The sequence below is a fragment of the Stenotrophomonas sp. genome, assembly GCF_032099025.1.
Lineage (GTDB): Bacteria > Pseudomonadota > Gammaproteobacteria > Xanthomonadales > Xanthomonadaceae > Stenotrophomonas.
Genome location: NZ_DAMCID010000023.1, coordinates 1 through 24,608, shown reverse-complemented (window position 1 = coordinate 24,608; position 24,608 = coordinate 1). Strand labels below are relative to the sequence as shown.

The following is a 24,608-nucleotide window of genomic DNA, read 5'->3' as shown; positions in this document are numbered from 1 at the left end:
GCGGTCATGCTGCGCCGCATCCCAGACCATCGAGGGCATCCGGCTAGAATGCCCTCATCCATACCGCGCAGGGCCGAACAGCGATGCAACCATCAATTCCCAAGGGCAATCGCAGCAAGCGCTTTGCCTCCGCAGCGGACGCCCTGCACGGCGTGGTCGCCGATGGCCAGACCCTGGCGGTCGGCGGGTTCGGCCTGTGCGGCATTCCCGAGGCACTGATCGCCGCGCTGCGCGACACCGGGGTGAAAGGCCTCACGGTGATCTCCAACAACGCCGGCGTGGACGGCTTCGGCCTGGGCCAGCTGCTGGAGACGCGCCAGATCCAGAAGATGATTTCGTCCTACGTGGGCGAGAACAAGGAATTCGAACGCCAGTATCTGGCCGGTGAGCTGGAACTGGAGTTCAATCCGCAGGGCACCCTGGCCGAGCGCCTGCGTGCCGGCGGTGCAGGCATCCCGGCGTTCTTCACCGCCACCGGCTACGGCACCGTGGTGGCCGAGGGCAAGGAAACCCGTGAATTCGATGGCAAGCACTACGTGATGGAAACCGCGCTGCGCGCCGACGTGGCGCTGGTCAAGGCGTGGAAGGCCGACGAGGCCGGCAACCTGGTATTCCGCAAGACCGCACGCAACTTCAATCCGGCCTGCGCGATGGCCGGCAAGCTGTGCATTGTGGAGGTGGAGGAAGTAGTGCAGGTGGGCAGCATCGACCCCGACCAGGTGCACCTGCCGGGCATCTACGTGCACCGCATCGTGCACAACCCGACACCCGAGAAACGCATCGAACAGCGCACCGTGCGCAGCGAGGGGAACTGAGATGGCCTGGACCCGTGACGAGATGGCGCAGCGCGCCGCGCGCGAACTGACCGATGGCGCGTATGTGAACCTGGGCATCGGCCTGCCGACGCTGGTGGCCAACCACATTCCGGACGGCGTGGATGTCTGGCTGCAGTCCGAGAACGGCCTGCTCGGCATCGGCCCGTTCCCGACCGAGGCCGAGGTGGACGCCGATCTGATCAACGCCGGCAAGCAGACCGTCACCGCCCGCGCAGGCGCCAGCTACTTCGGCAGCCACGACAGCTTCGCCATGATCCGCGGCGGCCACGTCAACCTGGCCATCCTCGGCGCCATGCAGGTCACCGACAAGGGTGACCTGGCCAACTGGATGGTGCCCGGCAAGATGGTCAAGGGCATGGGCGGCGCGATGGATCTGGTGGCCGGCGTGCAGCGCGTGGTGGTGCTGATGGAGCACACCGCCAAGAACGGTGAACACAAGATCCTGCCCGAGTGCACGCTGCCGCTGACCGGCGTGGGCGTGGTGGACCGCATCATTACGGACCTGGCTGTGTTCGACGTCGCCGATGGCGGCCTCGTGCTGGTGGAAGCCGCGCCGGGCGTTGGCATCGATGAGCTGAAAGAAAAGACCGGCGTCGCCTTCGCTTCGCCATGACTGAGTCCAGGCACGTCCTTGTGCCTGGACATTCATACATCCGTCAGAGCCAAATGTAGCCTCGAATCCCTTCGTTTGTGGGATTGCTTTGGTTCTCGCAATTGGCGCTGATGGTGTCGAAATGGTCAGCCCACGGACGTGGCTTGAAGCCGCCTCGAATACACCGGTACAAGGGAACCGTCCCGGGAAGCTGAGTGGTGGCGATGTACCCGAGGATGGGCATATGCGTCATTTTTCTCTGACCTTCGCAGTTTTCATACTCGGAGGTGAAAAAGTCCTGTCCATCATTGGTAATGCAGCTGTACAACGTGCGTGCCCCGGGGAATGGGGTATATGAGATGAAGCCCACTGTTCCGACCTTGCGGCCAGGATGCTGGACGTAAGAATCCTTTGGGAATGGTCTCGCGGAGAACGTCGTGCGGCCATATATCCAGCGTTCAATCTCGACCGGCTGTGCCTCGGGAGGGTATTGGGCCGGAAACGCAAGCGCCTCGGCGGCAAGGCTACGAGTCAGGCCCAGAGTCACCGTCGTTTCGTGTTTATTGGTCTCGGCATAGGTAGTGCCATGAACTCCAAGTAGTCCCAGTGCAAGAAGGCAACTGAAGTGCTTCATTGATTCGTTCCTTGTGATGTGTTTTCCGTTCAGTGATTTCTCCAAGTGGAGCTCTCCGCTTGGAGAATCGGATCCTACGGACGCCGTTCGCGTGAGAATTTGAAGTTGCTTCCATCTCGCGTCACTGCGTGCAGTACGGTCAGAAGATGGCGCTTCAAAGTAGTTATTTCTGGCTGTTTACGACGTTGCGGTTTGATCTGGCCAACTGTTAAAGTGAATGATATGGCGGCTGTTTGGACCCACTGATTCGTCCACGGGCGCCTTGCCTTTCTTCTGCAACATCGGGATGCTGCCGTGAACAAAGCTTGGATGGAGATTGACCCGTCCATCCTGCGATGGGTTGCTGCGCTGGCCATCGGTATCGGCATTGCGGCAGCCTTGCGGGGTATCGCCGATGATGTCGACTTCGACACTTCGCTGCTGCAGAGGGCTTTCAGCTCCGACGCGGGTGTGGAAGTCTCGCTTCCTGCCGAGGTGCTCGATGCGCGGTCGCTGCTGAGTCGCGCGGATATTGGAAACGCCGCCGTCGCGCTGGACCCGCGCCTGAAGGACGACCCCTTGCTGCAGCAGCGAATGTGGGAAGGGCTTTACCCCGTCAAGCTGCATGATGCCGACACCGGCCTGATGCTCTGGATGGTGCCTGGTCCCGCTCGTGATGAATGCATCATTCTGGAAAGAAGCGAACGCCTTGTTCTCGTCGACTGCCCCTGACGCGCTGCGTCGACCAGCCACGGCCATGCTCGGCTGCGTGATGGCGGCCTATGTTCTCGCTGCGGCCGGCGGCGTGGGCTTGCCCACGGTGCTGGCCTTCCTTGCGTTGCTGGCCTGCACGGGCTGGGCGCTCACCAGCGTGCGTGACCCGCGCGCGGCCTGGATGCTGGTGACGGTTGCAGTGCTGATGGTGATCGCGCTGGGCAGCCCGTCGGACGAGTGGGACCCGCGTTCGATCTGGCTGTTCCACGCCAAGCGCATTTTCGTGGACGGTTCGCTGTACGCCATGCTGGATGGCTACGCGGTCTTCAGCCACAACGACTATCCCGCACTGTTGCCGCTGTTGTCTGCCACGGCGGCGAAGCTGGTGGGGCACTGGAACGAGCTGTTCCCCAAGGCGGTGGGCACTTTGCTGCTGCTGCCGGCGCTGCTGCTCATCGCGCGCAGCCTGCGGGCGTGGTGGGTGGCCGCTCTGTTTGCACTCGTCACCCTGCAGATTGGCGGCACGTACCTGGTGGATGGCTACATGGACGCGCTGCTGGCGGTGTATGCGGTGGCCTCGCTGGCTACAGCAGCGCGCTGCCTGTCCCGTTGGAATGCGCTGTCATGGCCCGACCTGGTGCCCTATGTACTGGCGACCGCGGTGCTGTCGCTCATCAAGAACGAAGGCATGGTGCTGGCTGGGGTAATTGCCGTGGCGATGATCGCTGCCGTACTCCTGCGCGAGCGGCGCGCGCCGTGGGGGTTGCTGGTGGCCTTCGCCGTTGCGCTGCTGCCGTTGCTGGCGTGGAAGCTCGCCGTGGCCGGCGCGCACCTGACCAATGATCTGGCGGCCAGCGATCTGAAAGGACAGCTGCTGGCGCGGTTGCCGGAATTCTCCAACAGCGTGCTGATCCTGAAGAAGCTCCTGCGTGGCTGGGCACTGGTGCCGTTGCTGATCTTGCTGGTGCTGTGGAAGCGCAGCTGGCGTACGCCGGTGGTGCTGGGCGGCATGCTGGCGGGACTGGCCTATGCGGGTGTGCTGTACGCGGTGTACCTGGGTACGCCGCACGACCTGGACTGGCATCTGGCCACCAGCGTGAAGCGCACGGTGCTGCCGGTGTTCCTGTTGCTGACGTATGCGCTGTTGGTGCTGGTGGACCGGTGGAAGGAAGGCGAAGCCGCGTAGAGCGACGCGCTGCGTCGCTCTTCCTCGATCGGCTTCACGGCTGCCCGATGTTGACCCGCTTGCTGCGGTCGTTTGACGGCGTTGGACGTGACCGGATCACCCCGCGTGCAAGCCTGTAATGCCGGCGCCGGATGGGCCGCAGCTCCACGGAAACCGCCGGATCCGGCACGCGCAACAGGATGGCGCCGTCGTACACCTCCACCGAGAGTCGGGTTCCTGCCGTGATACCGGCCTCGCAGAGCCACATGCCACGCAGTTTCAGGCAGGGAATGAGCAGGTCGCCGGGCTCTGGTTGTTCCCGGCCGAGCCGCCCGACCAGCACGGACCTGGGCGTATGCCAGTGGAAGGTGACGCGAGGGGCGGGGGTGGGGGATGCATCTTCGTCATGGGATTGCATGGTGGCGCTCTCCTGAGGATCTCCCTCGCCGGGATGGCGAGGGATGTCGGGAGGTTGAAAGCCGCTCACAAGCGCACGGTGCGACGTATTTCCGCGAGGGTGTTGTATTCCGCCACCCTCCCGACGCAGGACGTGAAAACTACTTGCGAGGAGCTTTCAAACTCCGAGAGTTCACCATGCTGACGCGGCAACGGTAGCGGAAGTTGGTTGTGTCTGTTGATGCGCGGGGCTTCGTTGGCCGTATCAATTGCAGTGGCGCGATCGGGCCGTGCGCGGCTCGAACACGTTGTGAGGCAACGGTTTTCCAGAGTGAGATGTGGTTGGCGGTTGGCGCCTTCCCCGTCGTGTTGCGTCCGCAACGACCGAATCTTTGATGGCGTTTATGGCGTCAACTGCGCCACATCGCGCGCGACATGCGCTGTGTCGATGGTGGTCATGCGCTACAGGGCGCAGCACCGTTACAGCTCCCGCGTGCGGTAGTGGCATGACCATCGGCGGCGAAGGCGTTTCCGCGCATGCGGGCTGTCAACCACCATGCTAGCGTTCCGCCATGGACCTCCACCTTCCCGACGCCTCGGTGCACTGGCACCGCCACTGGCTGGCCGCCCCGGCCGCAGACGCACTGCAGCGCCAGCTGCGCGGCGAGGTGCCGTGGGAGGTGCACAAGATCCAGATGTTCGGCAGGCAGGTGGACTCGCCCCGGCTGAGCTGCTGGATGGGCGATCCCGCCGCGCGCTACCGCTATTCCGGTACCGACTTCGTGCCGCATGCCTGGCACCCCGCGCTGCTGCCTGTGCGGGACGCCTTGGCCGCATTCTGCGGGCAGGCCTTCAACAGCGTGCTGCTCAACTGCTACCGCGACAACGACGATGGCATGGGCTGGCACAGCGACAACGAGCTGGAGCTTGGGCCTGCGCCGGTGATTGCATCGCTGAGTCTCGGCGAGGCGCGGCGGTTCCTGCTGCGTCGGCGTGATGACCACGCCCGGAAGGCCGAAGTCACTCTCGGCCATGGCGATCTGCTGGTGATGGCCGGGCGTACCCAGACCTTCTACCAGCACGCCCTGCCGAAAAGCGCGCGGCCGCTGGCGGAGCGCATCAACCTCACGTTCCGCCGAATCGAGGCGTAGGGCCACGCCCTGCGTGGCTGCGCTTCGTTCCAGCACCTCCAAGCCACGCAGGGCGTGGCTCTACCTCATGGGTTCAGCGTATGTCCGCCAAAGCGGACATTTATCAAAGATTGTCAGGATATGAGCGATATAACGGACATGAATTTCTTAGCCAGTCAGAACCCGGCCATGTTCGGCCGCGCGTACCGGGCCGAGCGCCGGGCCTTGGGCAAGACCCAGCAGCAGATCGCCGACACGGCCCGTTGCCGCCGTCAGACTATCGTGGATCTGGAGGCCGGCCGGAATGTCTCGCTGCGTACCGTATTCGTCGCGTTGGCGGCGTTGGGTAAGGGCATCATGATCACGAACTCGCGCCCGGACCTGGATCGCCTCTATCTGCTAGCGGACCCGGAGGATGACTGAGATTCTCCGAGCCACGCATGGCGTGGCTCTACCGCCATCACCGAAGCCCGCCGCCATCACCGCAGCCGCGCGCCCATCAGCGCAGCCGCGCCGCAATTACCGCAGCCGCGTGCCCATCACCGCAACCGCGTCGGCGTGACCTTGGCCTGCCCGTAATCGGCCTGGCCCGTTGTCAGTGTCCAACCCACCAGCTCGGTGGTGACCGCCTGCAGGCCCTTCTCGAACGCCTGTGCCACATCGGCGGTACTGGTGCTGCCCACCGGCTGCTCCTGGCGGAAAGTGCGGTCGGCCACCACGCGCTGGTCCACCACATGGATCAGCTTGGCATTGATCTCGATATAGGCCGTGGGCGTGGCCTGGCCGCGGTAATCGGATTCAAAGCGGCGCACGTCCAGGGCCAGCTTGTAGTCGGCCCTGATGCCGGTGGTGGCACGTGCCACGCCGGCAATGCGGCCGGAATCCTCGAAGCCGCGGACCAGCGCGTCATCCACCATGTCGGTGGCCGGCTGCGCCCAGCTCACGCCTTTGTAGACTTCCAGCTCGCCGGGGTTGGGACGCACGTTGATGCGTGGGCTGTCCACGACGCGCGCCGCGGTGGGCTTGACCAGCACCAGCTGCCAGTCGACCTTCGGCCAGTTCTGGTCCGGCTGGATGCGCACCACCGGCGAATAGATCGTGACCTGGCTGCGCTCGCCGCCACCCAGCAACGAGGAGCAGGCGCCCAGCGCGACCATCAGCACGGCCGGCAGCAGCAGCCGGGGCAGGGAGGCGGGCAGGAGAGGGATCTGGCTCATTTGGGTTCGAACTCCTTCGGCGCGTCACGGCCCAGCAGATAGCGGGCCGGGTTGTTGTCCAGTTTGTCGCTGACCCGGCGCAGGTCGCGGATCAGCCCGCGCAGCTCGGTCAGCGTCGGGCCCAGCTGGGCCAGGCCATCGTTGGCGAAGCTGTTGATGGCCGCGCGGTTCTCGCCGAGGATCGAGTCGGCATTGCCGGCGGCCGAGTCGAGCTTGGTCAGGGTGGTTTCCAGCTTGTCCAGGATCGGCGGCAGCTGCTGCACCAGATTCTTGTCCAGGCGCTCGATGGTGCCGTTGGTGGTCTTGAGGGTCACGTCCAGGCTGCGCGCGGCGTCGCGCGCGCTGAGCAGCAGCGCCTGGGTGCCCTGGTCACGGTCGGCCAGGCCGCCGCTGATGGTTTCCAGGTTGGCCAGGGTGGCGTTGATGCTGGCCACGTTGCGGTCACTCAGCACCTGGTCCATGCGCTCGACGATGCGGTTGGCCACGTCGGTGATGTTCTGCAGCGCCGACGGCGTGGTGGGAATGATCGGCGCCGGGTCCCGGTTGACCGCGGTCAGGGCCTGCGCCTGCGGCGTGCCGCCGCTGAGCTGGATGATCGACGGCCCGGTCAGGCTGGTGATGGCCAGCTTGGCGCGGGTGTCGGTCTTGACCGGGGTATTGGAGTTCAGGCGGATGCGCGCCACCACCTGGCGGGGATCGTCCGGCACCAGGTTGAGTTCGGTGATCGAACCGACCGCGATGCCGTTGTACTGCACCGGGCTGCCAACCGACAGGCCGGTGACGGCCTCGCGGAAGACCACGCGGTACTCGGTCCAGGTGCGGTCGGACGAGTACTTGGCGGCCCACAGGCCGAAGGCCAGCAGTGCCAGCCCCACGATCAGGGTGAACGCGCCGATCAGTACGTAATTGGCTTTGGTTTCCATGGCTTACTCGCTCTCAGGCTTTGCGGCGCGTGCAGCACGCGCGCGCGGTCCGTGGAAATACTCCTGGATCCACGGGTGCTCCAGTTGTTCGATCTCGTGCAGCGGTGCATTGGCGATCACCTTGTGGTCGGCCAGCACCGCCACCCGGTCGCAGATCGCGTACAGGGTGTCCAGGTCGTGGGTGATCAGCAGCACGGTCAGGCCCAGCGCTTCCTGCAGGGTCTTGATCAGGCGGTCGAACGCGGCCGCGCCGATCGGGTCCAGGCCGGCGGTGGGCTCGTCCAGGAACAGCAGCGGCGGGTCCAGCGCCAACGCGCGGGCCAGGCCGGCGCGCTTGCGCATGCCGCCGGACAACTGCGAGGGCAGCTTGTTGATCGCATCGGCCGGCAGCCCCGCCAGCTTCACCTTGAGCAGGGCCAGTTCGTAGTGCCAGCGCTCGGGCAGTTCGCCGTGGTGTTCCTTCAGCGGGACCTGCACGTTCTCGCCCACGGTCATGGAGGAGAACAGCGCGCCGTCCTGGAACAGCACGCCGGTATTGCGTTCGATGTGCAGGCGGTCGGCGCGGTTGTCGGAGCGCGCATCCACGCCCAGCACCTCGATCTGGCCGGCATCGGGCGTACGCAGGCCGAGGATGCTGCGCATCAGCACGGACTTGCCGGTGCCCGAGCCGCCCACCACGCCGAGGATCTCGCCACGTCGTACGTCCAGGTCCAGGTCATCGTGCACGGTCTGGCTGCCGAAGCGGTTGGTCAGCCCGCGCACGCGGATGGCCAGCCCGGCGTCGTCGGCCAGGGCGGTGCGGGTGTCCTCGGCAGGGGCGGTCACAGTCGTCATCACCAATCCATGTGCATGAACCACAACGCGGCGAACGCGTCGATGATGATCACCAGCGAGATTGTCTGCACCACGCTGGACGTGGTGCGCTCGCCCACCGACTGCGCGGTGCCTTCCACCTTCAGGCCTTCCAGGCACCCGATCAGGCCGATCACCGCGGCGAACACCGGTGCCTTGGACAGTCCCACCAGCATGTGCCGCACCTCGATGGTGTCGTGCAGGCGTGCCAGGTACATCTGCGGCGGAATATCCAGGTCGAACGCACCGACGGTCACGCCGCCGGCCAGGCCGGCGATCATCGCCACGAAGGTCAGCAGCGGCAGGGTGATGAGCAGGGCGATGATGCGCGGCAGCACCAGCAGGTCGACCGGGTCCAGGCCCAGGGTCCGGATCGCGTCGATTTCCTCGCGCGCCTTCATCGAGCCGATCTGCGCCGTGAACGCGCTGGCGGTGCGGCCGGCCAGCACGATGGCGGTGAGCAGTACCGCGAATTCGCGCAGGAAGGCGATGCTGACCAGTTCGACCACATAGATCTCGGCGCCGAAGTCGCGCAGGATCGTCGAGCCGAGGAAGGCGATGACCGCGCCGACCAGGTAGGACAGCAGGGCGACCAGCGGCACCGCATCCAGGCCCACCTGTTCCATGTGGTGCACAGTGGCGGTCAGGCGGAAACGGCGCGGTTCGCGCAGCAGGCGGCCGCCCTTGACCAGGTTCTCGCCGAGGAAGCTGGCCAGCGCCACGATGTTGTGGCCCGTGCTGTGTACGCTGACGCCCAGCCGTTCCAGTGCCGCCAGCACGCCGAAGTCACGCTTCGGCTTGGGCCGGTCGTCGGCCACCTCTTCGATGGTGCAGACCAGCGCACGGTGTTCCTCGCGGAAGGTCAGCGCGTCCTCGGGCAGGTCGGCGCGATGGGCCACGCGCAGCACCTGCAGCACGCCGGCCGAATCGAGCTGGGTGATGCCGCTGGCATCGATCCCGGTCACTTTCTCCGGCGCCGCGCGCAGCACTTCGGCCGCGTCGAGCGCGGTACGCAACGTCCACTGTCCGGACAACCGGATCACGCCGGGGTCCTGTGGATCCTGTTCGAGTTGGGGGGCTTGGTCTGGCGTCATGGGGCGTCCTCCACGCAGCATAACCTGTCTGCGTGGAGGCCAAGTGTGTGCGCCGAACGACATCGTTGTTCAGCCCGGGCAGGCTTCGGGTAATACTACGTCGCATGTCTGCCGACGCACCCGCCATTGCCACCCCCCCGGCCACCTACGCACAGCGCGTGGCCTTCGTCTGTGAGATCGCCGGGCGCCTGCACAGTTACGGCACCACCGCGCAGCGCCTGGAGGCGGCCGTGGTGGCGCTGGCGCAGCGCCTGGACCTGGATTGCGAGCCGTGGTCCAACCCGACCGGGCTGATCCTGAGCTTCAGCGACCCGACCAAGGCGATCGGCTCGTCGGACATCACCCGCGTGATCCGCCTCGCCCCCGGCGAGAACGACCTGCATAAACTCAGCATCGCCGACCAGATCACCGACGCGGTCGCCAACGGCACCATGAGCATCGCCCAGGGGCATACCGCGCTGCGCCAGCTGGACAAGGATCCGGGCCGGCGCGGCAAGATCCGCATGATCCTGTCCTACAGCCTGGGCGCGGCCGGCGTGGCCGGGCTGTGGAAGCTGCCCTGGCTGGACATCGCCACGGCCGGCGTGATCGGCCTGCTGATCGGCATGATGACCCTGCTCACCGATCGGCGCCCGGCCAGCCGCGAGGCCAGCGAGGCGCTGGCGGCGCTGCTGGCCGGCACGGTGGCGGCCTTGGTGGCCTCGTTCGTGGGGCCGCTCAACCTCAACACGGTGATCATCGCCTCGCTGGTGGTGATGCTGCCGGGTATGTCGCTCACCAACGCGGTCAACGAACTGGCCAGCCAGCACTGGGTATCGGGCACGGCGCGCTTCGCCGGTGCGATCACCACCATTCTGAAGCTCACGGTGGGCGCGGTGATCGCGGTGACGCTGTCGGGCATTCTCGGGCTGGACCCGCTGGTGCGCGCGTCGCGGCCGCAGGCGGACTGGGTGGAATGGAGCGCGCTGCTGCTTGCCGCCTTTGCCTTCGCGATGCTGTTCAAGGCCAATCGCCGCGATTATCCGTGGGTGATGGCCGCATCCGTCGCCGGCTACGCCATTTCCAAATTCGCAGGGCAGGCGTGGGGGCTGCCGGCCGGCATCTTCATGTCGGCCATGGTGATGACAGCGGCCGGCAACCTGTTCGGACGCATCGTGCAGCGCCCGGGCGCGATCATCCGCCTGCCCGGCATCATCATGCTGGTGCCCGGCAGTACCAGCCTGCGCGGGGTGCTCACGCTGGTGCAGCAGCAGGACATGAGCGCCGGCCAGACCGTGCTGATGACGGTGCTCAACGTGGTAATGGCGCTGGTGGCGGGATTATTGTTCGGCAACCTGCTGGTGCCGGCGCGAAAGAATCTGTGAGTTATTGAGAGATTATGAGAGTTTCCGAGGGACACGCATGGCGTGTCTCTACGCGACGGCTGCACGAACCATCAACGCCCGGCCCCATCCCAAGCGACCAAGGGTCGTAGTGACACGCCATGCGTGTCAACGCCATGTCCCTGCGCACGTAAACGAGCCATGCGTCCCAACGCCATGATCCTGCGCAAGCAAAAAAAAACGCCGGCATCCCAGCCGGCGTTTTGAAACGAGCGCGTACCGCGCGTCGCTTACTTCTTGATCAGGAAATCTTCCAGCTTCTTGCCCTTGCCGGTGTGGGCGGCCAGCCAGCGCGGCTGCTTGCCGCGGCCGGTCCAGGTTTCCTTCGGATTGGCCGGGTTGCGGTACTTCGGGGCCACCTTGCCGAGCTTGCGCACGGCCTTCTTGGCCGGTGCGGCCTTGCTGGCCTTGGTGGCGCGACCACGGGTCGGCGCGGCGACGCCGGCGACTTCCTCAAGGGTATAACCGTTGGCCTTGGCCAGCTTGCTCAGCTGCGCACGTACCTTGCTGACGGCGGGGCGCTTGGCAACGATGGTCTGCTGCTTTTTGGCGTTCTTGATCAGGGCGCCCAGTTCTTTGGCGGACAACCCGCTCAGGTCAATACTCATCAACTGCTCCGGAATCTAATGAAGGACGGGGGTCAGCCAGTCCTTGGCGTCATCCACAGCATACATTTTCATCCGAAGCCTGCACAGCAAGCAGGAATAATCAATGAAAACGGGATAATGAAAAGCCGGGATATTTCACCCGGCCTGTCATCATTTCGTCAGCGTTGCCATCAGCGCGTCGCGGTCGAGACTCTCCGCCTCGCTCGCCCGGCGCGAGCGGTACTCGTACGTGCCGGCGGCGACGCCGCGTTCGGACACCACCACGCGGTGCGGTATGCCGATCAGTTCCATGTCGGCGAACATCGCCCCCGGACGCAGGCCGCGATCATCCAGTGCCGCATCCAGGCCGGCGGTCTGCAGCTGCGCCAGCAGTTCGGCGGCGGCGGCGTTGACGGCCTCATCCTTCTTCGGGTTGATCACGCACACCACCACCTGCCACGGCGACATCGCGTCGGGCCAGATAATGCCGGCTTCGTCGTGATTCTGTTCGATGGCGGCCGCGACGATGCGTGAAATGCCGATGCCGTAGCAGCCCATCGCCAACACCGCCGCCTTGCCGTTTTCATCCAGCACGGTGGCATTCAATGCCTGCGCATACTGGCGGCCCAGCTGGAACACGTGACCCACTTCGATACCGCGCGCGATCTTCAACTCGCCACCATCGGCGGCGCGATCGCCTTCCTTCGCGTTGCGGATATCGGCCACGTCCGGTTCGGCCAGGTCACGGCCCCAGTTGACGCCGGCAATATGGAATCCGGCTTCGTTGGCACCGATGACGAAATCGGCCATCGCCGCGACGTCGCGATCGGCCACGATGCGGATCGGCTGTGCCGGGTTGAGCGGACCCAGGAAGCCCGGTTCGCTGCCCAGGTGGGTGGCAATCTCGGCTTCGCTGGCCATGCGGTAGCCCTGCAGGCCCTGCACCTTGCCCAGCTTGATCTCGTTGACCTCGTGGTCGCCACGCACCAGCGCCAGCACGAAACCGGCCTCGCTCATGACCGCGATGGACTTGACGGTGCGCTCCAGGCCCAGGCCGAGCAGTGCGGCCACCGCTTCGCAGGTCTTCTGCGTGGGCGTGTCGACCTTGCGCAGCGCTTCACTGGCAGCGGGGCGCGGGCCCGGTGCGGCAGACACGGCCGCTTCCAGGTTGGCGGCGTAATCCGAGCCGGTGGAGAACACCAGCGCGTCTTCGCCCGAATCGGCAATCACGTGGAATTCCTGCGACGCATCGCCGCCAATGGCGCCGGAATCGGCCTGCACCATGCGGAAGTCCAGGCCCAGGCGGGTGAACACGCGGGCGTAGGCGGCCTTCATGTTCTCGTATTCGCGGACCAGGCAGGCGTCGTCCAGGTGGAAGGAGTAGGCGTCCTTCATCAGGAACTCGCGCGCGCGCATCACACCGAAGCGCGGGCGGATCTCGTCGCGGAACTTGGTCTGGATCTGGAAGAAGTTGATCGGCAGCTGCTTGTAGCTGGACAGCTCCTGGCGTGCGAAATCGGCCGCGGCTTCTTCAGCGGTCGGGCTGTAGCAGAACACCTGCTCCTTGCGGTCCTTGATCTTCAGCAGCTGCGGGCCGAACTTCTCCCAGCGCCCGGTGGCTTCCCACAGTTCCTTGGGCTGCAGCGTCGGCACCTGGAATTCCACCGCGCCGGCGCGTTCCATTTCCTCGCGCACGATGCGCTCGACCTTGCGCAGCACCCGCAGGCCCAGCGGCGACCAGATATACAGCCCCGAGGCCAGCTTGCGGATCATGCCCGCGCGGAGCATCAGGCGGTGGCTGGTGAGCTCCGCGTCGCTGGGGGTTTCCTTGGTGGTATGCAGGTGGAACTGGGAGAGGCGCATCGTCGGCTTCGCTGAACGGCGGAAAGCCTACATTCTGCCAGCCCAACCCCAATCGACCAACGGTCGAGTGGGGTTGGGCTGGCAGAATGTAGGCTGTAGCACACGACTGATAGTCGTGTGGCATTCAGGCTGCCAGCTGGACCGGCAGAATGTAGGCGGTAGCACACGCAGAGAACGGCAGGAGCCGTTCTCAACGTCGCGAAGCGACGGCCCGGAGGGTGCCAGCCAGGACGGCGGGCATAACTGTTGGTCGTGTAACCGTCGCGGTCTTCGCGTATCCGTCAGGCCGCCGGCTTGCAGTACGCCTTGACGCCGGCCTCGGCCAGGCCCTTCTGGCTCTGGCGCTGGCCGTCATCCAGCGGGGTATCGGGCTTGCCGTCGCCGTTGGTGTCCTGCAGCACCGCGCCCTTGCCATTGAGCAGGGCCAGGTTGTTGCGGGCGGTGGTGCAGTCGGCCGATTCGGCCGGTGCCGCGGCGGCGGCCGCGGGGCGGCCGGCCGGATCCCGGCTCTGGATCTGGCGTTCTTCGGCCTTCTGGCCGGTGGGCGGCTTCTCCGAATACTGTGTCACGCCGTTGGCGTCTTTCCACTTGTAGACGGTTCCGGCGCTGGCCGACGCGCTGGCGAGCAGCAGCAGGCAGCACACGAGGGGCAGGGCACGCATGGCAACTCCGGGCAACGGGGGACAGGAGCGCGATTGCAGCATTACCGCCCCCTGCTGGCAAGCCTCCCCCCAAAACGGGGCCGCAGCCACTAAACTGACCCCATGGATGAGATGAAACCCCCGCCGCGCTCGCGCAGCATCTACCTGCTGCCCAACCTGTTCACCACCGCCGGCCTGTTCGCCGGGTTCTACGCGATCATCGCGGCGGCCAACGGCGATTTCGTCAATGCCGCCATCGCCGTGTTCGTCGCGGCGGTCATGGACGGCCTGGACGGCCGGGTGGCCCGGCTGACCGGGACCAGCAGCGAATTCGGCGTGCAGTACGACTCGCTGGCCGACCTGGTCAGCTTCGGTATGGCCCCGGCGCTGGTGATGTACCACTGGTCGCTGTCCTGGCTGAAGTTCGATGACCCCGTGCTGGGCCGCGTGGGCTGGGCCGTGGCGTTCCTGTATGCCGCGTGCGCCGCGCTGCGCCTGGCGCGCTTCAATACCCAGGTCAGCGTGGTCGACAAACGCTGGTTCATCGGCCTGGCCAGCCCGGCCGCCGCTGGCCTGATGATGTCCTTCGTCTGGGCCTTCGCCGACGGCACGCTGGGCTGGGATGGCAACGAGCTGCGCTACGTGGCGCTGGGCGTGACCCTGGTGGCCGCCCTGCTGATGGTCAGCCGGATCCGCTTCTGGAGCTTCAAGGGCAGCGGCGTGAAAGGCCCGCGCGCCGACCGCGTGCCGTTCCTGGCCCTGGCGCTGGTGCCGATCGCCATCGCCATCATGGTCATCGACCTGCCGCGCGTGCTGTTTGCGGTGGGCGTGATCTATGCGCTGTCCGGCCCGCTGTACTGGCTGTGGCAGCGCACCCGCAAGACGGCCGAGCCCAACGCGTGAGCATCCCGGCCGACCCGCCGCTGTGGTCCGCTGCCCAGCAGTCCTGGCTGCAGGCGATGGGCTACACGGTGTTCGTGGACGGCAACGTGGACGCGGCCGTGCCCGATACGGGGATCGAGCTGGGGCTCGCCGCAGCAGCGCAGGCGACGCAGCCGGCGCCCGCAGCGGAACGCACGGCACCGGCACCGCGCGCGGTCGACCCCGATGCGCCGCCCCGGCGTGAACCCGCGCCCGCGCCCGTGCGCCGCGCCGCCCCGGCCAGCACCGACGATCCGACGGCCGGCGCGCCGCGCGAACGTGCCACGGGGGGCCGCCGACCGGCAGTCCGCATGCCCGATCGGCTGCAGATCGCACTGCTGCGCGCCTCCGGGCGCAACCCGGCCGAGGCGGAGACCCAGGCGTTGATGGCCGGCTGGAACCTGGACGAACTGCGCGCCAACCCGGCCGCCAAGCGCGCGCTGTGGCCGCAGCTGAGGGCACTGCGCAAGCGGGGCCAAGGGTGAGCGCGGTCAGCTCGCCACGCCCGCTGTCGCTGCGCGCGTTGCGCGAGGCCGACCTGGACGCGGTGATGGAGATCGAGCTGCGGGGCTATCCGTTCCCGTGGACGCGCGGCATTTTCGTCGATTGCCTGCGGGCCGGGTATCCGGCGCTGGTGCTGGAGGACGATGCGGTGCTGGTGGGCTACGGGGTGCTGAGCATCGCCGCCGACGAGGCCCATGTGTTGAACGTCTGCGTCGACCCGGCCTGCCAGACCCGCGGCCTGGGCCGGATGCTGTTCCGCGCGCTGGTGAAGCTGGCGCGCGACCATGGCGCGCTGCGGGTGTTCCTGGAGGTGCGTCCGTCCAACACGCCGGCGGTGGCGCTGTACCACAGCGAAGGCTTCAACGAGATCGGCCGCCGCCCGCGGTATTACCCGGCCCGCGAGGGACGCGAGGATGCGCTGGTGATGGCGATCGAGCTGATCGACGACGACATCCAGACGATGCCGCCGTTGTAAGGGCAGCCACGCAGGGCGTGGCTCTACCCTTGGCAGGTTCCCGGTTTCGGCGTAGAGCCACGCCCTGCGTGGCTGCTTGGCAGGTTCCCGGTTTCGGTGTAGAGCCACGCCCTGCGTGGCTGCGTACACCTTTCACCACCTTCAGAGCTTCGCGCGCTGCGCGACCAGCCCGTCCAGCTGCGCGGTCCATTCGACCAGGCGCACGCGCTCCTGTTCGATCACCGCCGGCGGCACCTTGTCGGTGAACTTGGCGAGCTTGACCTCGCTCTTCTCCTTCTCCGATTCCACGCGCTTGATTTCCTTGTCCAGGCGGGCGCGCTCGGCATCCAGGTCGACCAGGCCTTCCAGCGGCACCAGCAGTTTCAGGTCGCCCACGATCGCGGTGGCCGCCGGCGGGGTGTCCGCGTCGGCGCCCAGCCATTCGATGCGCTCCAGCTTGAGCAGGAACGACAGCGAGCTGTTGAAGCGCGCCAGCCGGTTGCGGTCCTCTTCGGTGCCACCCTGCAGCAGCAGGGTGACCTGCTTGGCCGGCGGCACGGCCAGCTCGCTGCGCACGCGGCGCAGTGCGCTGACCATCGACTTCAGCCATTCCACGTCGGCCTCGGCACGCACGTAATCGCCGGCGAACTCGTCGGCGGTGGGGTAGGCGCGCAGCGAAATGGTGTCGCCGTCGATGCCCAGGCGCGGTGCCACTTGGCGCCACAGCTGCTCGGTGACGAACGGGGTGAGCGGGTGCAGCAGGCGCAGCAGCGCTTCCAGCACGTACAGCAGGGTGTGGCGGGTGCTGGCCGCATCTTCGGCGTTGTCGCCGTTGAGCGCCGGCTTGGTCAGTTCCAGGAACCAGTCGCAGAACGCGTTCCAGGCGAACTCGTACAGTGCCTGCGCGAGCAGGTCGAAGCGGTAGTTGGCGTAGTGCGTCTGCGCTTCGGCCGACACCGCCGCCAGCCGCGCCAGGATCCAGCGCTCGGCATCGGTGCGCGGCTGCGGCACGCCAGTGAACTGCGCCCCCTCGGTGTTCATCAGGGTGAAGCGGCTGGCGTTCCACAGCTTGTTGCAGAAGTTCTTGTAGCCCTCGGCGCGGCTCATGTCGAACTTGATGTCGCGGCCGTGGGTGGCCAGCGCGGCGATGGTGAAGCGCAGCGCGTCCGCCCCGTGGGCGATGATGCCGTCGGGGAACTCCTTGCGGGTGGCCTTCTCGATCTTCGGCGCATCCTTGGGCTTCATCAGGCCGGTGGTGCGCTTGGCGACCAGGTCGTCGATGGAGATGCCGTCGATGATGTCCAGCGGGTCCAGCACGTTGCCCTTGGACTTGGACATCTTCTGGCCCTGCGCATCGCGGATCAGGCCGGTGATGTAGACGTCCTTGAACGGAATCTTCCCGGTGAAGCTGTCGGTGGCCATGATCATGCGGGCCACCCAGAAGAAGATGATGTCGAAGCCGGTGATCAGCACCGACGACGGCAGGTAGCGCTCGAAACCGCGCTCGGCCATGGCGGCCTCGTTCGGCCAGCCCAGGGTGGAGAACGGCCACAGCTGCGAGGAGAACCAGGTCTCCAGCACGTCGCTGTCCTGGCGCAGGACGACGTCGGCGGCGAGGTTGTTCTTCGCGCGCGCATCGGCCTCGTCGCGGCCGACATGGCAGTTGCCTGCCTCGTCGAACCATGCCGGAATGCGGTGGCCCCACCACAGCTGGCGGCTGATGCACCAGTCCTGGATGTTCTCCATCCAGTGGCGGTAGGTGTTGATCCAGTTGGCCGGGACGAACTGGATGCTGCCCGGCTTTCCATCGGTACCTTCGACGAGCTCCAAACCGCGTTTGGCCAGCACGTCCATCTTCACGAACCACTGGTCGGTCAGGTACGGCTCGATCACCTGCTGGGTACGGTCGCCGCGCGGCACCTGCAGCTTGTGCGCCTTGGTCTCGACCAGGATGCCGAGCTCCTCGAGCTCGGCCAGGATCACCCTGCGTGCTTCGTAGCGGTCCAGCCCGCGGTACTTCTCCGGCGCGTTGTCGTTGATCGCCGCCACCGGGGTGAACAGGTTGATCATCGGCAGGTTGTGGCGCAGGCCCACCTGGTAATCGTTGAAGTCGTGCGCCGGGGTGACCTTGACCACGCCGGTACCGAAGGCGCGGTCGACGTAGTCGTCGGCAATCACCGGCACGCTGCGCCCGGTCAGCGGCAGGGTGACGCTGCGGCCGATCAGGTGCGCGTAGCGCTCGTCTTCCGGGTGGACCATCACTGCCGTATCGCCCAGCAGGGTTTCCGGTCGAGTGGTCGCCACGACAAGATACGGGCGGGTTTCGCGCAGCGTCTCGTTGCCGTCGGCGTCGCGCTCCACGTGCTCGTAGCTGGCGCCGTCTTCCAGCGCGTAGGCGATCGACCACAGGAAGCCGTCTTCTTCCACGCTCTCCACTTCCAGGTCGGAAATGGCGGTCTTGAGCACCGGGTCCCAGTTGACCAGGCGCTGGCCACGGTAGATCAGCCCCTGCTCATGCCAGCGCAGGAACGCCTCGACCACCGCCTCGGAAGGCTGCGGGTCCATGGTGAAGGTGCTGCGCGACCAGTCGGCCGAGGTGCCGATGCGGCGCATCTGGCGTTCGATGATGTCGCCCGACTGTGCCTTCCACTCCCACACCTTCTCGATGAACCCGTCGCGGCCCAGCGAATCGCGGCTCTCGCCGTTGCCGGCCAGCGCCAGGTTGCGCGACACCACCATCTCGGTGGCGATGCCGGCGTGGTCGGTACCCACCTGCCACAACGTGTCGTACCCGCGCATGCGGTGGTAGCGCACCAGCGCGTCCATCAGGGTCTGCTGGAACGCATGGCCCATGTGCAGCGTGCCGGTCACGTTCGGCGGCGGCAGCAGGATGGTGTACGGCTCGCCCTTGCCGGACGGCTTGAAGTGCCCAGCCTTCTCCCAGGAGTCGTACAGCTCCGTTTCAAAGGTCTTGGGGTCGTAGCTGGAGGCAAGTTGGGTCATGCGGGGGAACCAGGAGGCAATCAGTAAAGGATCAGGGCGCTGGCGGCACCGATCAAGGGCGCCAGGCTTGCGGTTACATGTCGTATTTGTTCAGGTCGAAGCCCAGCGCCTTGTACTGGCGCCAGCGCTCGCGCAACGGCTCGCGCGCCTCCGGGTCGGCGGGGACCACCTCCAGCACGCGGTCGCAGCTGGCCAGGTACGGGTCGTCGCGCAGGTTGATCACCAGCGGGCGGGCGGGGGCCTCGGTGCCGGGCACCGCGATCAGCACCAGTGCCTCTTCTTCGTCCATGTCCTCACCGGCGATCTGGTGCGGAATGTAGGCATCGGCGTCGAACGACCACAGCAGCTCGTCCAGTTCCTCGGCCTGGGCCTGGTCGCGCGCCAGCACCAGGGTGAACAGCCCGGCGTCGTTGGCCTTGCGGGCCAGTTCGCAGACCAGGCGCAGCGGTTCCGTCAGGAACCGCGGCTTGGCGATCAGGTAGAAATCAGCCCGCGACATGGGCGCGGCCGACCTGGTCCAGCAGCCACTGGCTCAGCAGGCCGACCGGACGGCCGGTGGCCATGCCGCGCTTGCCCTCGTCGCTGGCCACGCCGGCGATGTCCAGGTGGGCCCAGCGCTGGCCTTCGGTGAAGCGCGACAGGAAGCAGCCGGCGGTGATCGCACCGGCCCAGCGGCCGCCGATGTTGTAGACGTCGGCGAAGCTGGAATCCAGCATCGGCTGGTACTCGTCCCACAGCGGCAGGCGCCAGGCGCGGTCGAACACGTGTTCACCGGCGGCCAGCAGCTCGTTGGCCAGGTCGTCATGCTTGGTCATCAGGCCGGCGGTCTGGTGGCCCAGCGCGACCACGCAGGCACCGGTCAGGGTGGCCACATCGACCAGCGCGGCGGGCTCGAAGCGCTGCGCGTAGGTCAGCGCGTCGCACAGGATCAGGCGGCCTTCGGCGTCGGTATTGCCCACTTCGATGGTCTTGCCCGACATGGCGGTGATCACGTCCGAGGGACGATACGCGTTGCCGTCGATGGCGTTTTCGACTGCCGGGACCACCACCACCAGGTTCAGCGGCAGCTTCGCGGTGACCGCGGCGACGAAGGTGCCGATGACGTTGGCGCCACCGCACATGTCGTACTTCATCTCCTCGATGCCGCCTTGGGTCTTCAGGTTGACGCCGCCGGTATCGAAGGTGATGCCCTTGCCGACCAGCACGTAGGGCTTGGCGTCGCCGCCGTTGTTCCACTTCAGCACCACCAGGCGCGGGCGGTTGGCCGAGCCACGTGCCACGGCCAGCAGCGAGCCCATGCCGAGCGCCTCCATCTGCGCCTCCTCCAGGATCTCGGCTTCGGCACCGGCGTGGGCCTGGGCGAAGGCGACCGAGGATTCGGCCAGGTAGGCCGGGGTGCACAGGTTGGGCGGCAGGTTGCCCAGCTCGCGGGCGTGCTGCACGCCCGCGGCGATGGCCTGGCCCTGGGTCAGCGCCTGGGTGTCCGTGCCGGCAATGGCCAGCGTGGCCAGGCCCTGGGCCTCGGGCTTCTTCTTGCCCAGCGTGGCGGTGTAACGGTAGGCGGCGTGGTCGGCGGTGATCACGGCCTGGCGGATGTTCCAGGCGGCGTCGCGGCCCTTGACCTCGATCTCGGACAGGGTGAACAGCGCATGGCGGTTGACCCCGCTCTTCAGCGCGCGGCTGGAGTCGCCGACGGCCTTGAGGTACTGCGGGACCCCGAACTTGGCCGGCTCGCCGAGCCCGACCACCAGCACGCGCGGTGCGGTCACGCCGGGTACGTCATGCAGCAGGGTGGTGGCGCCGGTCTTGCCGCCGACGTCGCCGCGGCTGACCAGGGCGCTCAGGCGGCCGCCGGAAGCGGCGTCCAGGGCCTGTGCCGCCGGGCTCAGGGTCTGGTCGGCGTAGGCGCCGACGATGACGCAGTCGCACTCGGCCGAGGCCGGCGCTGCGTGGTTCAGGGTGAATTCCAGGGCCATTGATCAGATTCCGTTGGCAAATCCGTACAATCGCGAGCTGTTTACGTCCCGTCAGTAGACTGGGCAGCACCGCGAACGAATCCGAGAGTTTAAACCACCACCCCATGTCGAAGCTCGATCGCTATCTCCTGCGTGATTTCGTCCAGAGTTTCCTGGCCACCCTCATCGTTCTGCTGGTGGTGAGCGTCGGTGGTGTGCTGGTGGACATCCTCGGCAACATCGCCGATGGCCGCCTGCCCGCCCGCCTGCTCTTTTCCCAGCTGGGCCTGCAGTTCATCGTCTACATGCCGCTGATCCTGCCGCTGGCGCTGATGCTGGGCCTGCTGCTGGCCACGGCCCGGCTGTACCGCGACTCGGAAATGGCGGTGCTGACCGCCATCGGGGTCGGGCCCAAGCGGCTGCTGCGGCCGGTGCTGATGCTGGTGCTGCCGGTGGTGGCGCTGATCGCCCTGTGCTCGCTGTGGCTGGGCCCCTGGGCCGACCGCACCAGCGAACGGCTCATCCAGGAGGCCAACCGCAGCCTGGTGATGGCCGGCCTGGAGTCGGGCAAATTCACCATGCTTCCCAATGGCGGCGTGGTCTACCTGTCGTCCGTCACCGCCGACGGCAGTGGATTGGGCCGCATTTTCCTGCAGCGCGCGCGGGGCGACCGGGTCGAAGTGGCGTCGGCCGCACGCGGAAAGATGTTCTTCGAGGGCGACCGCCAGCGCTACCTGCAGCTGGAAGACGGCCACCAGGTCGAAGGTCCGCTGGCCGGGGGGCTGGACTACCGGCTGATGACCTTTGCCCGCAATGACGTGGCCCTCCCCGACGGCGCCGACACCCGCGACGAGAACGACCCGGAGCTGATGCCCACGGGCCAGCTGTTCGGCGACGAGCGCCCGGCGGCGCAGGCACAGCTGCATTCGCGCATCACCCCGCCGCTGATCGCGCTCGCGTTCGCCCTGATGACGCTGCCGCTGGCGCGCAGTTCGCCGCGCCAGCAGCGCTACGGCCGGATGATGCTGGCGTTCCTGGCCTACATGGTGGGCATGAACCTGATGTTCATCGGTACCCGCTGGATTGCCGACGGAAAGCTGTCCGGCACGGTGGGTTTGTGGTGGTTGAGCTTGCCGTTGCTGGCATTGGCCATCTGGATGTACCTGCGTGACGGCAAGCTGTCGCGCCCGCGGAGGACCGCATGAAGCTTCGCCCGATGCGGTTTGACCTGTACCTGGGCCGGGCGGTGTTCAGCACCGTCCTGCTGACCTGGGCCGTGCTGGTGGGCCTGGACGTGGTGATGGCGTTCTCCGGCGAGTTCAAGGACGTCGGCAAGGGCGGCTACACCCTGGGGCATGCCGCGGCGGCGGTGCTCTACACGGTGCCGCGCCGCGCCTACACGTTCTTCCCGACCGCCGCGGTGATCGGGTCGCTGATGGGGCTGGGCCAACTGGCGGCCACCTCCGAACTGACCGCGCTTCGCGCGCTGGGCCTGTCGCGCAAGCGGCTGAGCGTTTCGGTGGCAATCGCGCTGTCGCTGCTGACCGCGGTGATGGTGGTGAGCGGCGAAACGCTCGCGCCGTGGGCGCAGGAGCGTTCGGACACCATCAAGGCCAGCGCCAAGTCGGGGCAAAGCCTGGCGTCGTCGCGGTACTCGGGCATCTGGGTGCGCGAGGGCGATACCTTCCTCAATGCGGTCAGTGGCGACGAACAGCTGCTGCCGGGCGGCGGTACCCGGCTGGTGCTCAGTGACGTGCGTCTGTACCAGATCGCCGACGACGGGCACCTGGCCTCGCTGACACACGCTGGCACCGTCGAGCACGGTCCGGACGGGTGGACGCTGCGCAAGGTGCGCCGGGATACCTTCGGCGAGCGCTCGGCAACGCGTACCACGGCGGAATCGGAGAAGTGGGATTCGCAGCTGGACGCGGCCGCACTGGCCACCGGCATGTCCAAGCCGCGCAACCTGCCGGCGCGCGACCTGCGCACCAGCATCGAGTACCGCAAGCGCAACGGCCTGGATGCCCGCGATTATGAGGACATCTACTGGAGCCGCTGGTTCTATCCCATCAACGTGCTGGCGCTGTGCCTGGCGGCGGTGCCGTTCGCCTTCGGTTCGCTGCGCAGCGGCGGCATGGGCAAGCGGCTGTTCCTGGGCATCCTGTTCGCGCTGGGCTTCTGGCTGCTGCAGCTGTTCTTCGGGCGCATGGCGGGCGCGCTGAAGTTCGATTACCGCATTGCCTATGCGTTGCCGCCGATAGTGATGCTGGTGGTGTCGGGCATGCTGTTCCGGCGCAAATCGGGGTGACGGGTCACCCCGACTAGCGCGGGATCCGCCGAAGGCGGGTGCCGCTCGCCCGGTCGTACCACGTCAGGCGCTGCCGGTCGATCAACGCCCACCACAGCCCCAGCCCACCCAGCAGCACCGACAGCGTGCCCACCGCGTAGCGCAGCCACAGCTGGCGTCGTGTGGGTGCGGTGCCATCGGGGCCGACCACCTGCAGCCGCCACGGCCGCATGCCCAGCGTTTGGCCGCCGCGCCGCCAGCTTTCGACGGCGTACAGGCCGGTCACCGCCCAGCAGCACGCCCACAGCACCCATTGCAGGGCGCTGAACGGCGCGATGTTGTCCCGCGCGGCGTGGCCGAACGCGTAACCAGCGGTAAACAACGCGCCAAGCAGCATCCACAGTGCCAAGGCCGGGAAGAAGTCGTACACCAGCGCCAGCAACCGCCACAGCAGCAGCGAGGCGGGGCGGGCGGTGTCGATGACGGCGGCGGTGGCGGTGGGCGTGTGCATGCGCCGAGCATACCTGCGCCTGCGCGCGTGTTGGAATGGCCGCTGCCGCCCCGGCTCCGTATCCTGTGGACATGTCCGACACCCCCACTCCCGCCGCCCGCCGGCAACTGGTGCAGCACCTGCCCGAGCTGCGCGATGCCGACAACGCACTGATCCAGCGCTTCCTCGACGCCATCTGGGCCGAGCAGGGCCTGGCCCGGGCCAGCCTGGACAGCTACCGGCGGGACCTGGAAGGGCTGGCGCGCTGGCGCGACGGGGCCGCGGGTGGGTTGGGGGGCATCGACCGCACCGGGCTGTTCGACTACCTGGCGTGGCGCACCCGGCATGGCTGGTCGCAGCGCAGCAACGCGCGGCTGTTGTCGGCACTGCGCGCCTTCTTTGCCGATGCGGTGCGGCGCGGCCAGCGCAGCGAAGACCCGAGCGCGCTGCTGGACCCGCCGCGCCTGCCGCGGCTGCTGCCCAAGGCCCTGGCCGAAAGCCAGATCGACGCCCTTCTGGCCGCGCCGGATGTCGACCAGCCATTGGGCCTGCGCGACCGCGCGATGCTGGAGCTGATGTACGCCGCCGGGCTGCGCGTGAGCGAACTGGTGGACCTGCCGGCCAACGCCGTCAATCTGCGCCAGGGCGTGCTGCGTGTAACCGGCAAGGGCAGCAAGGAGCGGTTGGTGCCGCTGGGCGAGGAATCCCAGCACTGGCTGGAACGCTACCTGGCCGAGGCGCGCCCGCAGCTGGCGGGCAAACGCGCCGTCCCGGCCGCCCGCGACGGCAGCGTGCCGCTCTTCCTCGACCCGTCATTGCATGCGCTGAACCGCCAGCAGTTCTGGGTGCTGGTGAAGAAGTACGCAGCGCTGGCCGGGATCGACCCGGTGCGGATCAGCCCGCACGGGCTGCGCCACAGCTTCGCCACCCACCTGCTCAACCGCGGCGCGGACCTGCGCGCGCTGCAGATGCTGCTCGGCCACAGCTCG

General features: G+C 67.0%; 25 protein-coding genes and 1 pseudogene. 13 read left to right on the top strand and 13 right to left on the bottom strand.

The genetic code is table 11. The features are described from left to right. Positions 1 to 83: 83 nt before the first annotated feature. Both RT456_RS15170 and RT456_RS15165 read left to right on the top strand, forming a co-directional pair. The gene (locus RT456_RS15170) at positions 84 to 815 is read left to right on the top strand and encodes a CoA transferase subunit A (protein WP_313347871.1); all 732 of its coding nucleotides are present in this window, start codon (positions 84 to 86) and stop codon (positions 813 to 815) included. Position 816: 1 nt separating this feature from the next. Then, positions 817 to 1,449, top strand: a complete 633-nt coding sequence (locus RT456_RS15165) for a CoA transferase subunit B (RefSeq protein WP_313347870.1) — start codon at positions 817 to 819, stop codon at positions 1,447 to 1,449. A gap of 43 nt (positions 1,450 to 1,492) precedes the next feature. Here RT456_RS15165 and RT456_RS15160 read toward each other — a convergent pair whose 3' ends face one another. Next, positions 1,493 to 2,062, bottom strand: a complete 570-nt coding sequence (locus RT456_RS15160) for a hypothetical protein (RefSeq protein WP_313347869.1) — start codon at positions 2,060 to 2,062, stop codon at positions 1,493 to 1,495. Between the two features lie 294 nt (positions 2,063 to 2,356). Between RT456_RS15160 and RT456_RS15155 the strand changes: the two genes are divergently transcribed. Continuing rightward, positions 2,357 to 2,773 (top strand): hypothetical protein, encoded by a 417-nt coding sequence (locus RT456_RS15155; RefSeq protein WP_313347868.1) that lies wholly within the window; start codon positions 2,357 to 2,359, stop codon positions 2,771 to 2,773. Next, positions 2,751 to 3,941 (top strand): hypothetical protein, encoded by a 1,191-nt coding sequence (locus tag RT456_RS15150; RefSeq protein ID WP_313347867.1) that lies wholly within the window; start codon positions 2,751 to 2,753, stop codon positions 3,939 to 3,941. The genes RT456_RS15155 and RT456_RS15150 overlap by 23 nt, the downstream gene beginning before the upstream one ends. A gap of 34 nt (positions 3,942 to 3,975) precedes the next feature. Here RT456_RS15150 and RT456_RS15145 read toward each other — a convergent pair whose 3' ends face one another. Next, a complete protein-coding gene (locus RT456_RS15145; RefSeq protein ID WP_313347866.1) occupies positions 3,976 to 4,338 on the bottom strand; it encodes a hypothetical protein in 363 nt (120 codons plus the stop codon). Between the two features lie 550 nt (positions 4,339 to 4,888). On the opposite strand from RT456_RS15145, the gene RT456_RS15140 reads away from it, so the two are divergent. Both RT456_RS15140 and RT456_RS15135 read left to right on the top strand, forming a co-directional pair. Then, positions 4,889 to 5,467, top strand: coding sequence for an alpha-ketoglutarate-dependent dioxygenase AlkB (locus tag RT456_RS15140; protein ID WP_313347865.1), 579 nt, complete (start codon positions 4,889 to 4,891; stop codon positions 5,465 to 5,467). Positions 5,468 to 5,587: 120 nt separating this feature from the next. After that, a complete protein-coding gene (locus RT456_RS15135; RefSeq protein WP_313347864.1) occupies positions 5,588 to 5,869 on the top strand; it encodes a helix-turn-helix domain-containing protein in 282 nt (93 codons plus the stop codon). Between the two features lie 116 nt (positions 5,870 to 5,985). Here the strand turns inward: RT456_RS15135 and RT456_RS15130 are convergent, their stop codons facing one another. The 4 genes from RT456_RS15130 to RT456_RS15115 are packed head-to-tail and all read right to left on the bottom strand — an operon-like array spanning position 5,986 to position 9,532. Further along, entirely contained in the window at positions 5,986 to 6,663 is a 678-nt protein-coding gene (locus RT456_RS15130) for an ABC-type transport auxiliary lipoprotein family protein (protein WP_313347863.1), read from the bottom strand. Continuing rightward, on the bottom strand, positions 6,660 to 7,586 hold the full coding sequence (locus tag RT456_RS15125; RefSeq protein ID WP_313347862.1) for an MlaD family protein: 927 nt from the start codon (positions 7,584 to 7,586) through the stop codon (positions 6,660 to 6,662). The genes RT456_RS15130 and RT456_RS15125 overlap by 4 nt, the downstream gene beginning before the upstream one ends. Positions 7,587 to 7,589: 3 nt before the next feature. Further along, positions 7,590 to 8,420: an ABC transporter ATP-binding protein gene (locus RT456_RS15120; protein WP_313347861.1), complete on the bottom strand. Its 831-nt coding sequence runs from the start codon at positions 8,418 to 8,420 to the stop codon at positions 7,590 to 7,592. After that, positions 8,420 to 9,532: an ABC transporter permease gene (locus RT456_RS15115; RefSeq protein ID WP_313347860.1), complete on the bottom strand. Its 1,113-nt coding sequence runs from the start codon at positions 9,530 to 9,532 to the stop codon at positions 8,420 to 8,422. Before RT456_RS15115 ends, RT456_RS15120 begins: the two co-directional genes overlap by 1 nt. A gap of 104 nt (positions 9,533 to 9,636) precedes the next feature. Here RT456_RS15115 and RT456_RS15110 point away from each other — a divergent pair, with 104 nt between their 5' ends. Continuing rightward, on the top strand, positions 9,637 to 10,896 hold the full coding sequence (locus RT456_RS15110) for a threonine/serine exporter family protein (RefSeq protein WP_313347859.1): 1,260 nt from the start codon (positions 9,637 to 9,639) through the stop codon (positions 10,894 to 10,896). A 251-nt stretch (positions 10,897 to 11,147) separates the two neighbouring features. On the opposite strand, the pseudogene RT456_RS15105 reads toward RT456_RS15110, so the two are convergent. The 3 genes and pseudogenes from RT456_RS15105 to RT456_RS15095 all read right to left on the bottom strand — a co-directional run. Continuing rightward, a pseudogene (locus RT456_RS15105) lies at positions 11,148 to 11,522 on the bottom strand (H-NS histone family protein); the annotation flags it as partial. A gap of 150 nt (positions 11,523 to 11,672) precedes the next feature. Next, a complete protein-coding gene (locus RT456_RS15100; protein ID WP_313347858.1) occupies positions 11,673 to 13,364 on the bottom strand; it encodes a proline--tRNA ligase in 1,692 nt (563 codons plus the stop codon). A gap of 281 nt (positions 13,365 to 13,645) precedes the next feature. Beyond that, positions 13,646 to 14,026, bottom strand: a complete 381-nt coding sequence (locus tag RT456_RS15095) for a DUF4124 domain-containing protein (protein WP_313347857.1) — start codon at positions 14,024 to 14,026, stop codon at positions 13,646 to 13,648. Between the two features lie 102 nt (positions 14,027 to 14,128). On the opposite strand from RT456_RS15095, the gene pssA reads away from it, so the two are divergent. From pssA to rimI, 3 genes are read left to right on the top strand one after another with little or no spacing between them, the layout of a single operon-like run. Continuing rightward, a complete protein-coding gene (gene pssA / locus RT456_RS15090) occupies positions 14,129 to 14,908 on the top strand; it encodes a CDP-diacylglycerol--serine O-phosphatidyltransferase (protein WP_313347856.1) in 780 nt (259 codons plus the stop codon). A gap of 2 nt (positions 14,909 to 14,910) precedes the next feature. Next, positions 14,911 to 15,411: a hypothetical protein gene (locus RT456_RS15085; protein WP_313347900.1), complete on the top strand. Its 501-nt coding sequence runs from the start codon at positions 14,911 to 14,913 to the stop codon at positions 15,409 to 15,411. Further along, a complete protein-coding gene (rimI, locus tag RT456_RS15080; RefSeq protein ID WP_313347855.1) occupies positions 15,408 to 15,905 on the top strand; it encodes a ribosomal protein S18-alanine N-acetyltransferase in 498 nt (165 codons plus the stop codon). The genes RT456_RS15085 and rimI overlap by 4 nt, the downstream gene beginning before the upstream one ends. Before the next feature lie 141 nt (positions 15,906 to 16,046). Here the strand turns inward: rimI and RT456_RS15075 are convergent, their stop codons facing one another. The 3 genes from RT456_RS15075 to RT456_RS15065 all read right to left on the bottom strand — a co-directional run bounded on the left by RT456_RS15075 (position 16,047) and on the right by RT456_RS15065 (position 20,863). Further along, positions 16,047 to 18,887 carry a valine--tRNA ligase gene (locus RT456_RS15075; RefSeq protein WP_313347854.1) on the bottom strand — a complete coding sequence of 947 codons (2,841 nt, stop codon included), beginning with the start codon at positions 18,885 to 18,887 and terminating at the stop codon, positions 16,047 to 16,049. A 73-nt stretch (positions 18,888 to 18,960) separates the two neighbouring features. Continuing rightward, positions 18,961 to 19,386: a DNA polymerase III subunit chi gene (locus RT456_RS15070; protein ID WP_313347853.1), complete on the bottom strand. Its 426-nt coding sequence runs from the start codon at positions 19,384 to 19,386 to the stop codon at positions 18,961 to 18,963. Then, positions 19,373 to 20,863 (bottom strand): leucyl aminopeptidase, encoded by a 1,491-nt coding sequence (locus RT456_RS15065; RefSeq protein ID WP_313347852.1) that lies wholly within the window; start codon positions 20,861 to 20,863, stop codon positions 19,373 to 19,375. Before RT456_RS15065 ends, RT456_RS15070 begins: the two co-directional genes overlap by 14 nt. Positions 20,864 to 20,967: 104 nt before the next feature. On the opposite strand from RT456_RS15065, the gene lptF reads away from it, so the two are divergent. Together lptF and lptG are read left to right on the top strand one after the other, a co-directional pair. Continuing rightward, positions 20,968 to 22,047, top strand: coding sequence for an LPS export ABC transporter permease LptF (gene lptF, locus RT456_RS15060; RefSeq protein ID WP_313347851.1), 1,080 nt, complete (start codon positions 20,968 to 20,970; stop codon positions 22,045 to 22,047). Then, positions 22,044 to 23,150: an LPS export ABC transporter permease LptG gene (gene lptG, locus RT456_RS15055; RefSeq protein WP_313347850.1), complete on the top strand. Its 1,107-nt coding sequence runs from the start codon at positions 22,044 to 22,046 to the stop codon at positions 23,148 to 23,150. Before lptF ends, lptG begins: the two co-directional genes overlap by 4 nt. A 13-nt stretch (positions 23,151 to 23,163) precedes the next feature. On the opposite strand, the gene RT456_RS15050 is transcribed toward lptG, so the two are convergent. Then, positions 23,164 to 23,640, bottom strand: coding sequence for an RDD family protein (locus tag RT456_RS15050; RefSeq protein ID WP_313347849.1), 477 nt, complete (start codon positions 23,638 to 23,640; stop codon positions 23,164 to 23,166). A gap of 71 nt (positions 23,641 to 23,711) precedes the next feature. On the opposite strand from RT456_RS15050, the gene RT456_RS15045 reads away from it, so the two are divergent. Continuing rightward, a partial coding sequence (locus RT456_RS15045) for a site-specific tyrosine recombinase XerD (protein WP_313347848.1) occupies positions 23,712 to 24,608 on the top strand: 897 nt, incomplete at its 3' end.

Coding starts and splice junctions, on each gene's coding strand:
- RT456_RS15160 (WP_313347869.1), bottom strand. CDS start 2,062: ATGAAGCACTTCAGTTGCCTTCTTGCACTGGGACTACTTGGAGTTCAT.
- pssA (WP_313347856.1), top strand. CDS start 14,129: ATGGATGAGATGAAACCCCCGCCGCGCTCGCGCAGCATCTACCTGCTG.
- RT456_RS15125 (WP_313347862.1), bottom strand. CDS start 7,586: ATGGAAACCAAAGCCAATTACGTACTGATCGGCGCGTTCACCCTGATC.
- RT456_RS15075 (WP_313347854.1), bottom strand. CDS start 18,887: ATGACCCAACTTGCCTCCAGCTACGACCCCAAGACCTTTGAAACGGAG.
- RT456_RS15170 (WP_313347871.1), top strand. CDS start 84: ATGCAACCATCAATTCCCAAGGGCAATCGCAGCAAGCGCTTTGCCTCC.
- RT456_RS15110 (WP_313347859.1), top strand. CDS start 9,637: ATGTCTGCCGACGCACCCGCCATTGCCACCCCCCCGGCCACCTACGCA.
- RT456_RS15165 (WP_313347870.1), top strand. CDS start 817: ATGGCCTGGACCCGTGACGAGATGGCGCAGCGCGCCGCGCGCGAACTG.
- lptF (WP_313347851.1), top strand. CDS start 20,968: ATGTCGAAGCTCGATCGCTATCTCCTGCGTGATTTCGTCCAGAGTTTC.
- RT456_RS15130 (WP_313347863.1), bottom strand. CDS start 6,663: ATGAGCCAGATCCCTCTCCTGCCCGCCTCCCTGCCCCGGCTGCTGCTG.
- RT456_RS15140 (WP_313347865.1), top strand. CDS start 4,889: ATGGACCTCCACCTTCCCGACGCCTCGGTGCACTGGCACCGCCACTGG.
- RT456_RS15095 (WP_313347857.1), bottom strand. CDS start 14,026: ATGCGTGCCCTGCCCCTCGTGTGCTGCCTGCTGCTGCTCGCCAGCGCG.
- RT456_RS15065 (WP_313347852.1), bottom strand. CDS start 20,863: ATGGCCCTGGAATTCACCCTGAACCACGCAGCGCCGGCCTCGGCCGAG.
- RT456_RS15050 (WP_313347849.1), bottom strand. CDS start 23,640: ATGCACACGCCCACCGCCACCGCCGCCGTCATCGACACCGCCCGCCCC.
- RT456_RS15120 (WP_313347861.1), bottom strand. CDS start 8,420: ATGACGACTGTGACCGCCCCTGCCGAGGACACCCGCACCGCCCTGGCC.
- lptG (WP_313347850.1), top strand. CDS start 22,044: ATGAAGCTTCGCCCGATGCGGTTTGACCTGTACCTGGGCCGGGCGGTG.
- RT456_RS15135 (WP_313347864.1), top strand. CDS start 5,588: ATGAGCGATATAACGGACATGAATTTCTTAGCCAGTCAGAACCCGGCC.
- RT456_RS15115 (WP_313347860.1), bottom strand. CDS start 9,532: ATGACGCCAGACCAAGCCCCCCAACTCGAACAGGATCCACAGGACCCC.
- RT456_RS15070 (WP_313347853.1), bottom strand. CDS start 19,386: ATGTCGCGGGCTGATTTCTACCTGATCGCCAAGCCGCGGTTCCTGACG.
- RT456_RS15145 (WP_313347866.1), bottom strand. CDS start 4,338: ATGCAATCCCATGACGAAGATGCATCCCCCACCCCCGCCCCTCGCGTC.
- RT456_RS15100 (WP_313347858.1), bottom strand. CDS start 13,364: ATGCGCCTCTCCCAGTTCCACCTGCATACCACCAAGGAAACCCCCAGC.